The organism is Helicobacter sp. MIT 11-5569 (assembly GCF_000765695.2).
Lineage (GTDB): Bacteria > Campylobacterota > Campylobacteria > Campylobacterales > Helicobacteraceae > Helicobacter_D.
This window is the reverse complement of record NZ_JRPB02000005.1, coordinates 39,263-51,400: the sequence shown is the minus strand read 5'-3', so window position 1 is coordinate 51,400 and position 12,138 is coordinate 39,263. Positions and strand designations below refer to the sequence as shown.

Annotated in this window: 9 protein-coding genes; 4 read left to right on the top strand and 5 right to left on the bottom strand. The window is 35.0% G+C overall.

Annotated features, from left to right (window positions below):
• Together LS70_RS05570 and petA are read right to left on the bottom strand one after the other, a co-directional pair.
• On the bottom strand, positions 1-1,230 hold the full coding sequence (locus LS70_RS05570; protein ID WP_034287668.1) for a cytochrome b: 1,230 nt from the start codon (positions 1,228-1,230) through the stop codon (positions 1-3).
• A 10-nt stretch (positions 1,231-1,240) separates the two neighbouring features.
• Positions 1,241-1,744: a ubiquinol-cytochrome c reductase iron-sulfur subunit gene (petA, locus tag LS70_RS05565; RefSeq protein WP_034287665.1), complete on the bottom strand. Its 504-nt coding sequence runs from the start codon at positions 1,742-1,744 to the stop codon at positions 1,241-1,243.
• 242 nt (positions 1,745-1,986) lie between these two features.
• Between petA and LS70_RS05560 the strand changes: the two genes are divergently transcribed.
• The 3 genes from LS70_RS05560 (at position 1,987) to LS70_RS05550 (ending at position 6,267) form a co-directional block, all read left to right on the top strand.
• The gene (locus tag LS70_RS05560; protein WP_034287663.1) at positions 1,987-3,357 is read left to right on the top strand and encodes an MATE family efflux transporter; all 1,371 of its coding nucleotides are present in this window, start codon (positions 1,987-1,989) and stop codon (positions 3,355-3,357) included.
• 126 nt (positions 3,358-3,483) lie between these two features.
• The gene (locus LS70_RS05555; RefSeq protein ID WP_034287661.1) at positions 3,484-4,896 is read left to right on the top strand and encodes an aspartate ammonia-lyase; all 1,413 of its coding nucleotides are present in this window, start codon (positions 3,484-3,486) and stop codon (positions 4,894-4,896) included.
• 27 nt (positions 4,897-4,923) lie between these two features.
• Positions 4,924-6,267: an anaerobic C4-dicarboxylate transporter gene (locus LS70_RS05550; RefSeq protein ID WP_034287659.1), complete on the top strand. Its 1,344-nt coding sequence runs from the start codon at positions 4,924-4,926 to the stop codon at positions 6,265-6,267.
• Positions 6,268-6,305: 38 nt separating this feature from the next.
• Here the strand turns inward: LS70_RS05550 and LS70_RS05545 are convergent, their stop codons facing one another.
• The 3 genes from LS70_RS05545 to secA are packed head-to-tail and all read right to left on the bottom strand — an operon-like array spanning position 6,306 to position 10,990.
• Positions 6,306-7,181, bottom strand: a complete 876-nt coding sequence (locus tag LS70_RS05545) for a radical SAM/SPASM domain-containing protein (protein ID WP_034287656.1) — start codon at positions 7,179-7,181, stop codon at positions 6,306-6,308.
• Positions 7,174-8,412, bottom strand: a complete 1,239-nt coding sequence (locus LS70_RS05540; protein WP_034289046.1) for an ABC transporter permease — start codon at positions 8,410-8,412, stop codon at positions 7,174-7,176. The genes LS70_RS05545 and LS70_RS05540 overlap by 8 nt, the downstream gene beginning before the upstream one ends.
• Before the next feature lie 7 nt (positions 8,413-8,419).
• Positions 8,420-10,990: a preprotein translocase subunit SecA gene (gene secA / locus LS70_RS05535; protein ID WP_034287654.1), complete on the bottom strand. Its 2,571-nt coding sequence runs from the start codon at positions 10,988-10,990 to the stop codon at positions 8,420-8,422.
• Between the two features lie 129 nt (positions 10,991-11,119).
• Between secA and hemE the strand changes: the two genes are divergently transcribed.
• On the top strand, positions 11,120-12,133 hold the full coding sequence (gene hemE / locus LS70_RS05530) for a uroporphyrinogen decarboxylase (RefSeq protein WP_034287651.1): 1,014 nt from the start codon (positions 11,120-11,122) through the stop codon (positions 12,131-12,133).
• Positions 12,134-12,138 lie beyond the last annotated feature (5 nt).

Below are 12,138 nucleotides of genomic sequence, written 5' to 3'. Positions count from 1 at the left end.
TTAACTTTGCTTTTTATCTTCAATTTTAGTGATGATTGGCAAGAATACAAATAACAATGCTAAAAATGCAATTGTTGCTGCAAAGCCAATATAGGCATTGATTCCAGTTGGAGGGAGTTTGCCCCAAATTGTTAGAATAATCATATCTGCAACTAATAACCAAAAGAAAATCATAAAGCCCGGACGTTTATGTGCTGGCGCAACAACTTTGCTGCGGTCTAGCCATGGAAGTAGAATAAATACAACATTTGCGATTCCAAATGCAATAAGCCCTAAATCCGCACTAAAGAAGAACCCGCGTAAAATTTCATAACTCCATAAGAAATACCATTCAGGATAGATATGTGGAGGTGTTTTTAAGTGGTCTGCTGGATCAAAGTTAATAGGGTCTAACGCAAAGCTATAATGGTAGCAAGTAAGATAGAATAGAATCGCTAAGAAAAAGCTTGCCACAAAGAAATCTTTGGAGAGGAACATAGGCCAAAATGGAATCACTTTAGATTCTTTTTTGTTGCCCGCTTTAAATTTTTCTGCTTCTTTTTCAAAATCAATTTCTTCTCCATACATATTATTAACATGTGGGATTCTTAAAGAATAAAAATGCACAGCAATGACAAGCATAATTACAACAGGAAGTAATACGACATGTAGCATAAAGAATCTTGTAAGTGTTGCATCAGCAACAATGAAATTTCCACGAATCCAAACAACTAAGTCAGGACCAATTACAGGGATTCCACCAAATAGATTTGTAATAACAGCAGCCGCCCAATAACTCATTTGTCCCCAAGGCAACATATAGCCACTAAATGCTTCTGCAGAGAATAAACCAAATAAAATCATACCAGTTACCCAAATCATCTCACGCCCTTGCTTGTAAGAACCATAATAGATTGCTACAAACATATGGATATAAATGACTAGGAAACAAACAGAAGCACTTACTGCATGTAAATGTCTCCAGAGCCAGCCATAAGCCACTTCTTGCATAATTGTGTAATTGACGCTATCAAATGCAAGTTTAGTATCTGGTTTATAATACATTAGCAAAAACAATCCAGAAACTACTAAAAGTGTAAATAAAACAACCAAAACAACACCCATTGCCCATAGGAAATTGATATTTTTTGGAATCCAATATTCTGTCATTAAAACTTTCATTAAAGGCTTTACTGCTAGTCTTTGGTCTAGCCAGTCAATAATGCCATTTGCTTTTTGAATTTGTGCCATACGCTACTCCTTATGCTTTGCCGATGAGTTTTAAGTATTCTGGACCTTCTTCGCCTAGCACCAATTTTGTCCCATCAATTTTAAAAGGTGGAATCACCATAGGGGTTGGAGGAGGACCAAATACATTTCTACCACAGGCATCAAAGCGACCACCATGGCAAGCGCAGTGAAATTCTGTAGAGTTAGAATCATAAGAAGGAATACAGCCTAAGTGTGTGCAGATTTGAATCCCTACACTATAGCTTGATTCTTCAACCATAACATCCCTTTCTGTGCATTGCTGCATTGCTGCAGTTTTTTTAATCACATAAACAGGGGTTCCTCTATATTCAACTTGGCGATATTCTCCTTCTTGCATACTGCTTAGATCAACAGTTGTAAACCCAGCTGAAACAACACTTGGTAATGGATCCCAAGAGGATTTCATCGCAACTAATGATGCACCAACACCAATGGCTGCAACACCTCCAAGAGTCATACCAAGGAAATCTCTACGATTGACATTTTCTGCCATCATTTCCTCCTAAAAAAGTATAAATCTTTAAAGATAAGCGTTAAAGAACCACTAATTTTAGCAAAAGGAAACTTTATTTTTTAGAAAGTCAGTAAATTTTTTTATAAAAAATAAAAAATGTTTCAAAAATGCAAAAATTCATAAGCGTGTGGAGATTCCATATTTTGGGTTAAATTTTAAGTGGGAGTTATGCTACAATTGCGTATTTATTGCAAATTTGATATATTTATTTAGGAAAAACAATGGCACAAGGCGGACAAAAATCTAAAGAGGCACTAAAAACACTTGGGATTCCAAAATTATTTTTTTCTTATTTTTTACCTTCTCTTGTTGCAATGCTTGCCTTATCGACTTATTCTACGATTGATGGGATTTTTGTGGGCAAGAAACTCGGCGAAAACGCACTTGCGGCAATTGGAATCGCGTGGCCTATTTTTCCGATTCTCATTGCTTTTGAACTGCTCTTTAGCGTAGGTGCTGCAGCGATGGCTTCTTATTTTTTGGGTAGAGGGAAAGCATTTCGTGCGCGGATTGTATTTAGTAGTGTATTTTATTTTGCCCTAAGCACAAGTATAATAGGTGGAATTGTGCTGTTTATTTATAGTGACTCTATTGCATTAATGCTTGGGAGCAGTGAAACGCTTTTACCTCTTGTGCGCCATTATACAGAAGTGATTTATTTGGGGGCGTTTATTATTGTTTTGCACCCTATGTTAGATATTTTTGCAATTAATGACAAACAGCCCGTGCTTGCAATGCTTGCAATGGTTGTTGGGTCATTGGCAAATATTATTTTAAATTATATTTTTTTATTTATTTTAGAGTTTGGAATCGCAAGTAGTGCGTTAGCAACACTACTTGGACACGGGATTGGAATGTGTATTTTATTGCAGCATTTTTTGCGCAAAAAAGGAGATTTGTATTTAATCCGCACTTTTGATATTTATGCTCTTTTAAGCGCGACTAAAAATGGAATCCCGCAAAGCAGTTCAGAGATTAGCGTTAGTCTTATGATGTTAATTTTTAATCATACAATTTCAAGTATTGCAGGGGATAGGGGGCTTGCTATTTATAGTGTGATTATGTATATAGGAATCATTCCTTTTACGATTCTGCTTTCTATGGCACAAGGTGTGCAGCCTATTGCAAGTTTTAATTATGGCGCAAAACTTATGGAACGCGTGATGGGGATTTTCAAGTTTGGCTTATTTTTTAGTTTTGTAGGCGGAATCATGCTTTATGGATTTTTTTATTTATGTTCTCCTTATTTTGTGAGTTGGTTTTTGCCTAATGATATTGCAATGCGTGATATGAATTTGTTAAAAGACGCACAAGATTCCGTGCGGTTGTATTTTCTAGGTTATGCACTTTTGGGTGTAAATATTGTGAGTGCGATATTTTTTCAGTCTATCCAAAGGACATTTAGTTCTTTTATGATTACACTTGCCTATACATTGCTTTTTGCTTTGCTTTTTGTATCGATTTTGCCAAGTTTTTATGGTTTTAGAGGGGTAATGCTTTCTTATCCTTTAGGGATTTTGTGTGCGACTTTTGTAACGCTTGGAACTATCTTCTACGAGCGCAAAAATGGGATTTTAAAAATACTTAAATAAAACTTAAAATTAAAAATTAGTCAATATAATATAAAGATGAATAAGCTTTTTAAAAGTAATATTCTTTGCTGTAAAGATTACATAGAGTTAATCTTTAAAATTCAGATTCTTTAAGGAAGATATATCATGGGAACTAGGAAAGAGCATGATTTTATTGGTGAGTTAGAAATTTCTGACGATGTTTATTATGGAGTGCAGACTTTTAGGGCTTTGGAAAATTTCAAAATGACAGGAAGAACTCTTAAAGACTATCCTTTTTTTGTGAAAGCGTTTGCACAAATTAAAAAAGCAGCAGCACTTTCAAACAAAGAATTAGGTGTTTTAGATGCTGATAAGGCAGATGCGTTAGCAAAAGCATGTGATAGGCTAATTGCTGGTGAGTTTATTGACCAATTTGTTGTAGATATGATTCAAGGCGGTGCTGGAACTTCAACAAATATGAATGTGAATGAAGTCTTAACAAACATTGCGTTGGAAAGTATGGGACATAAGAAAGGTGAATATCAATATCTCCACCCAAATGATCATACAAACTTAGGACAATCTACAAATGATACTTACCCAAGCTCAATTAAAGTAGCAACACACGCAAAATTAGGTGATTTGCTAAAAGCTATGGAAGAGTTAAAAAATGAGCTTGAAATCAAAGCAAAAGAATATAAAGATATGATTAAAATGGGTAGAACGGAACTTGAAGATGCTGTTCCTACGACTCTAGGTAACACATTTAATGCATTTGCAACTTATATCAAAACAGATATTGAAAGATTGACTTATGCAAGAAGTGTTATGGAAACTTTAAATATGGGTGCAACAGCAATTGGAACAGGAATTAACTGCCATCCTGATTATAAGAATCTTGTTGAGAAAAAATTAAAAGAAATTACAGGTGTTGCATATCAGCCTGCACAAGATTTGATTGCTGCAACACAAGATACAGCAGACTTTGTCTTTGTAAGTGGTGCGTTAAAAACAGCAGCAGTAAGATTAAATAAAATTGCAAACGATATGCGTTTAATGAATTCTGGTCCTAGATGCGGTTTAGGTGAGATTAATCTACCAAAAATGCAACCCGGAAGCTCAATTATGCCCGGGAAAGTGAATCCTGTTATTTGCGAAGTTGTCCAAGAAGCTTGCTATGAGGTGATTGGAAATGATGTAACAATTATGCTTTGTAGCGAGAGAGGAGAGTTTGAGCTAAATGCAGTAGAACCGGGAATTGCATATGCTCTATTTAATTCTTTGGTGATTTTAGAAAATGCTATGAGAACTTTGGCTCAAAAAGCAATCAAGCACTTAACAGCAAATCCTGAAGCTTGCAAGCAATCTGTGCTTAACTCTATTGGAATCGTAACTGCATTTAACCCAGTGCTTGGTTATGAAAAATCCGCTAGCATGGCAAAAGAAGCATTGCAAACTGGCAAGTCCGTAGCAGAAATCTGCTTAGAAAGAGGCTATTTGCCTAAAGAAGAGATTGATAAAATCTTAGATCCTAAGAATATGTTAAATCCACAAATGAAGAAAAAAAGAGACGCTTAAGTCTAAAATTTAAAAGAAGGAAAGATAATGGACATTATGTTAATTCTCCAAATAATTGTTCTACTTGGAGCAATTTTTGTAGGTATCCGCCTAGGTGGAATCGCAATTGGTTATGCGGGTGGTTTAGGTGTTGTAATCTTAGGGCTTGCGCTTGGTATGAAGCCGGGTAGCATTCCATGGGATGTTATTTTGATTATTATGTCAGTTATTGCTGCAATTTCTGCAATGCAGCTTGCTGGAGGTTTGGATTATTTGGTTCAAATTGCAGAAAGAATCTTGCGTTCTAATCCAAAATACATTAACTATCTTGCTCCAACAGTTACTTATTTTCTAACAATTTTGGCAGGAACTGGACATACCGCATTTTCTATGATTCCTGTTATTGTAGAAGTAGCAAAAGAGCAAAACATTAAGCCATCAGCTCCGCTTTCTATCGCAGTTGTTGCAAGTCAAATCGCAATTACTGCAAGCCCTGTAAGTGCAGCTGTTGTTTATATGACAGGCGTGTTAGAGCCACTTGGTTGGAGCTATCCACTTTTGCTTGCTATTTGGATTCCAACTACATTTGTTGGTTGTATGCTAACAGCTTTAATTATTACAATGTTTTCAAATCTTGATTTAAGTTCAGACCCTGTTTATCAAGACAGATTAGCAAAAGGTCTAGTAAAGCCAGCAGTTGGTGCGCAAAATATGCAATTAAAAGAAGGTGCAAAACTTTCTGTTGGAATCTTTGTGATTGGTGTTTTGCTTGTGGTTTTATATGCAACAGCTATTTCAAAAATCGGTGGAAAGCCAGTATTGATTGAAAATGTAATTGTTCCTAGAGATGCTGCGATTATGAGCTTTATGCTTGCGGTAGCGACTTTTATCACAATCTTTTGTAAGATTGAAGTAGGTAAAATTGCTGAATCAAGCGTATTTAAAAGTGGTATGATTGCTTGCGTGTGTGTTCTTGGTGTTGCTTGGCTTGGAAATACATTTGTTGGTGGATATACAGAAGAGATTAAAACTCTAGCTGGAGATTGGGTTAAAGCTATTCCTTCATTGTTAGCTGTAATTTTCTTCTTTGCTGCAATGTTGCTTTATTCTCAAGCAGCAACTGCAAAAGCAATCACTCCAGTAGTTGTTATGGCACTTGGAATCACAGCAGCAAATCCGGGAGATTCTTATATGCTTGTAGCTTCTTTTGCGGCAGTTTCTGCACTTTTCGTTCTTCCTACTTATCCAACATTGCTTGGTGCAGTGCAAATGGACGATACAGGTTCAACAAGAATCGGACATTATATTTTTAACCATGCATTCTTGATTCCGGGCGTATTAGCAATTGTATTTAGCGTTGCATTAGGATTTGTTGCTACTGCTTTTGTATAAAATATAAGCTTCCCCTTTCTGGGGTAGCCACTTCTTCTTTATTCTTTAACTTTCTTTTTTAAATATTCTGGATATTTACAAGCTTGACAAAATTCTTCAATACGGATATTTTGCTGAAATCCTTGAATTAAATTTTGTGTGCGTTTAGAGTGCAGAATCTCTGATAAGCTTTGTGTGTTGAGGTTACCTAGTGTGATTGTCCCTTTAGTGTCAAAACAGCAGGGAACGACACTTCCATTGCATAAGATTCCAAGTTGTTTGCTAGCTCCATAGCAAAATCCATTAAGTGTTTTTGTAGTATTTTTTAAATTTTCTAAATCTACCCATTCAAAAAAATGTGCTCCTAATAGATGAATTTTATAAGCAAGGCGAGTTTTTTTTGGAGAAATTGTTTTAAGATTGAAAAAATCTTGTATTTTTTGATAGAGAATCACATTTTCTTTTGGGGCACTTAAATCTAAATTGAGATTCCAAAGGCGTAAATTGATAAATTTTTCGGATTGTAAATGTTTGTGTTGCTCGCAAAGTTCTAAAATTGGCTCTAAATAAGAATTGATTGCAATAGGTTTGTTTTGATATAAAGCACTTGTTAGAGATAGATTAATTTGTTGAATATTTTGAGTATTTAAAAGCAAAGAAATAGCTTTTGAATCTAAGAAGAATCCACTTGTTGTAATTTCTAGTTTTAAATGTTTTGCTAGATCTAAATAAGCATTTAGATTATTAAGTGTAAGTGGGTCGCCTAAAATATGTAAAGCACACAGTTTTGTAACAGGGGATATTTCTTGCGCTATTTTTTTGAAAAGTGCAAGCGGCATTGTGGCTTTTGTATCTTTTTTTGGGGTGCAAAAGCTACAATGTAAGCCACAAAAATTAGTAATTTCTACAAAAACTTTTTCAAACTGCTTACTCATTGCGTAAAACTTGCAATGGGTCAATTTGCGTAGCTTTTTCTGCAGGATAGTAAGAAGATAAGAATACGATAATAAAAGAGCCTATTAAAATTGCCATTAAATCAACTAAAGAGAGTTCTAATGGGAGTTTGTCGCTGCCATAAACATCTGCTGGTAAAGAGATGATTGGAAAATTTGCAAGCAAAAATAAAATGATTGCTGCTAGGATTGCTCCTACTAGGATTCCACTAATACCTATCGTATTACCTAAATATAGAAATGTTTTTTTAATTTCTTCAGAACTTGCTCCCATAGTTAAAAGTAAGGCAATTTCTTTGCGGCGGTTCATCACAGTCATTAATAAGGAGCTAATAATATTAAGAGAGGCTACTAAAATAATGAGCATTAGCACAATAAATAGCGCACGTTTTTCTAATGCTAGTGCAGCAAAAAAATTACCATTTTGCTCCCACCAACCCACAAAGTGCATATAAGGATATTTTTCTTTTAGAGTGATAATATCTTTTTGAGGATTTTTAGAATAAATATGGATTCCATCATAGGTATTTTGCGACATTGCCTTAATGGCTTGTAGAGCTTCTAAGGTTGTGTAAATATAGCTTTTGTCATAAGCAATAAGTCCTGAATTAAAGATGCCAACAACATTAAAACGTTTCATTGTAGGAGTTAGGCTTGTTGCTGTTGGATTGAATTGTGTGAAAATGAGTAATAAATTAGAATCAAAATGTAAATGGAATTGTTCTTGGAGTGTTTTGCCGATGATAATTTGAAAAGTCTCTGGGGAATATCTTTCTCCTAGCCTTTCTTCAAAAGTTCTTTGCGTAGATAATAAGGCTTCCTTAAACACAGGATTTATTGCACTCTCGCGTTCAAAATCTATCCCAAAAACAACTGCTCCTTCAATGCTATTTCCTACTTTGGAGAGTGCTTGTGTTTGAATAAAAGGACTAAATTGCAAATGTTTGAAATTGGTTTCTAAATCTTTTAAAAGTTCTATATTTGGACGATCAAATCCAGCACTTACCATTGTAATAGGATAGTTCATAATAAATAATTTGCGCTCAAATTCTTTGTCAAAGCCATTCATTAATGCCATTGCAACAATTAACACCATTACTCCAATGCTAACACCCCAAAAAGCAAGAATCGCAGTAATAGAGATAAAAGGCTGTGTTTTATTAAAGCGTAGATAGCGACACACTAGATAAGTAACAAGATTACGTTGAGCCATTATTACTTTAAACCTTTTTTGCAAGCTCGCCACTTTTTGGTCCGCTTTTTCCACAGCAATCTTTATATTTTTTCCCACTTCCACAAGGACAAGGCTCATTACGCACTGGTCTGCCTTTAAAAAATGGTGCTTTTGGCTGTTTAGCTTGTGCATCTTTTGTAGAATTAGAAAGTTTTTTTCGTGCAGCTTTAGTTTGGTCGATGTTATCGCTTGTTGTTGCTCGTAGTTGCACTTTTTGTAGCATTTTAATTGCTGTGTATTTAATCTGTGAAGCAAGCTCTATAAAAAGATTATAACTTTCTTTTTTATATTCGATTAATGGGTCTTTTTGATTGTATCCGCGCAATCCGATTCCGGTTTTTAGGTTGTCCATTACATATAAATGCTCACGCCATAAATTATCAAGTGTTTGAAGATAAATAAGCTTTTCAATCTCTTCACGTGTTTTTGTGTCAATGTGTTGCATTTTTGCTTCATAATCATGGATTAAAATTTCTTCAATATACCCTTCAAAGCTGTTATTTTTTTTGAAATTTTCTTTTAGGCTTTCTTGGTTTAATTGGATATTGAAGTCTTCTTTGGCTTGTGCGCAGAGTAATTCTAAATCATCATCGTCATTAAACACCTCGCATTTTTCTAAAAGCATTGTAATAGAATCTTGACGATTTTCAATTATCTTGTGTGTGATATTATATTGTGGGTCTAAAAGTTCATTGCGCACACGATAAATTGCTTTTCTTTGCTCATTTGCGACATCGTCATATTCTAATAAATGTTTTCTTGCTTCAAAGTGCATAGATTCCACTTTCTTTTGTGCATTTTCCACAGAGCGAGTTACAAGCTTTGATTCTATATGCTCTCCCTCATCAAGTCCTAGTTTATCCATAATATTTTTAATCTTATCACTTCCAAAAATGCGCAATAAAGAATCTTCTAAGCTTAGATAAAATTGACTAGTCCCAGGGTCTCCTTGACGCCCGCTTCGTCCTCTTAGTTGGTTATCAATACGGCGTGATTCGTGTCTTTCTGTTCCGATAATATACAATCCCCCAAGGGTGCGCACTTCATCATCAATTTTAATATCAACACCGCGCCCTGCCATATTTGTCGCAATAGTTACTGCACCTTTTTTGCCAGCATCTTTGATGATTTCAGCTTCTTTTGCGTGTTGTTTTGCGTTTAATACAGAGTGTGGAATCCTTTCTTTTTGCAAAAGCTCATGGATTTTTTCGCTTTTTTCAATAGAAGCAGTCCCTACAAGAATAGGTTGTCCATTTTTATGAAGTTCTATGATTTTTTGTGTGAGTGCTTTAAATTTTTCTGCTTCTGTTTTGTAAATTAAATCATTTAAATCCTTGCGTCTAACGGGAATATTTGTAGGAATAGAAACGACATCAAGGTCATAAATTTGCAAAAACTCGCTTGCTTCTGTTTGTGCTGTCCCTGTCATTCCGGCAAGCTTTTCATAGAATCTAAAATAGTTTTGGTAGGTAATATCTGCTAATGTTTGGGATTCTTCTTTGATTTTTACACCTTCTTTTGCTTCTAATGCTTGATGTAAGCCTTCGCTAAAACGTCTTCCTTCGCTTAAACGCCCTGTAAATTCATCGACAATAACAACCTCGCCATCACGTAGCACATAGTCTTTATCGATTTGAAAGAGTTTGTTAGCTTTTAGAGCTTGGTCTAGATGGTGAGCAAGAATCGCGTTTTCAATACTATAAAGATTATCAATTTTAAAGAGTTTTTCTGCTTCGTTGATTCCTTCTTCAGTTAGCATTATTGTGCGATTTTTTTCATCGACTGTGTAATGAGTTTCTTCTTTTAGCTTTAAGGCAACTTCATTAGCAATTTTGTAGTTATCTAATATGCGATTTGCTGGACCAGAGATGATTAAAGGTGTGCGTGCTTCATCAATTAAGATGGAATCCACTTCATCGACAATAGCAAAATAGTGGTGTTTTTGCACTTTTTGGTTGTAGTCATATTTCATATTATCGCGTAAATAATCAAAGCCAAATTCGTTGTTTGTGCCATAAACAATATTGCAAGAATATTGAGCTAGACGGTTTGCTTCGTCATAATTTCCGCTAAGCACAATTCCCACAGAATAGCCTAAAAACTCATAAAGAGGGCGCATAAGCTCTGCATCTCTTTGTGCGAGATAATCATTAACAGTTACGATATGCACGCTTTTGCCAACCATTGCATTAAGGCAAACAGGAAGCGTTGCGACAAGAGTTTTTCCTTCCCCAGTTTTCATTTCTGCAATTTTGCCTTCGTGTAATACGATTCCCCCGATTAATTGCACATCAAAATGGCGCATATTTAATATTCTTTTGCTCGCTTCTCTTGTAATTGCAAAGGAAGCGTGAAGCACTTTATTAAGCATAGATTTTGGATCATCGGCATTTTGGACTTTTTCTTTTAATGTTTTAAATTCTTCTTGAAGCTCTGCATCACTTAAATTCTTGTATGTATCTTCAAGTGCGTTGATTTTGCGGATTTCTTTGCGATAATGTCCTATTAAACGATCGTTTTTATTGCTAAAAATCTTTTTTGCAAATTCTAAAATCATATTTAACCTTTGCTAAATACAGAAAATTGAAAATCTATATTTTTTGGTAATTAAAAGGTCAATTTTAGCATAAATGCTATGTTACTTAGATAAAATACGCCAAATATTTTAAGCAAATAAAGGAAAAAAATGGTTTTTATAGATGCTTGTTTTAAGAGACGCACGCCTTATACACCAGTTTGGTTTATGCGTCAAGCTGGAAGATATTTAAGTGAATATAAAGAAGTGCGCAAACAAGCAGGAGATTTTCTATCACTATGTAAGAATCCTAAGTTGGCAAGTGAAGTTACTTTGCAGCCTGTGGAAATTTTGAATGTAGATGCAGCAATTCTATTTAGTGATATTTTGGTAGTTCCTTTAGAAATGGGAATGGATTTGGGATTTTTTGCAGGGGAGGGTCCGAAATTTTCTAGTCCTATTAGAGATGCTAAGGATTTAACACAGCTTAGCGAAGATGCGCACACAAGGTTAAATTATGTTTATGATACAATCTCTTTAACGCGTCAAAATCTTGCTAAAGATAAAGCTTTGATTGGTTTTTGTGGTGCTCCTTGGACGCTTGCAACTTATATGATTGAAGGAGAGGGGAGCAAAACATATGCAAAATCAAAAAAGATTCTTTATCAAAATCCACAATTTTTACATAATATTCTTGAAAAAATCACACAGAATTTAAAGCTTTATTTAGAATCGCAAATTAAAGCGGGTGTTGATGCAGTAATGGTATTTGATTCTTGGGCAAGTGCTTTAGAAGAAAGTGCATATTTGGAATTTGGTTGGAAGTATTGTAAGGAGATTGCAGATTATATTAAGGTGAAATATTCACATATTCCTGTGATTTTATTTCCTAAAGGGATTTCTGGATTTTTAGATAAAATTGATGGAAATTTTGATGTTTTTGGGGTGGATTGGAGCACACCTTTGGCTTTGGCAAAAGAGAAACTAGGGGCTAAATATACTTTACAAGGAAATTTAGAGCCGTGCAGAATCTATGATAAAGAGATGATGCTTAAAGGAACAAAAGAGATTTTGGAAATAATGCAAGGTAGTGCGCATATCTTTAATTTAGGGCATGGAATGTTGCCAGATTTACCGCGTGAAAATGCTATTGCGCTTGTGGAGTTTATCCATAATTATTCATAGCGTCA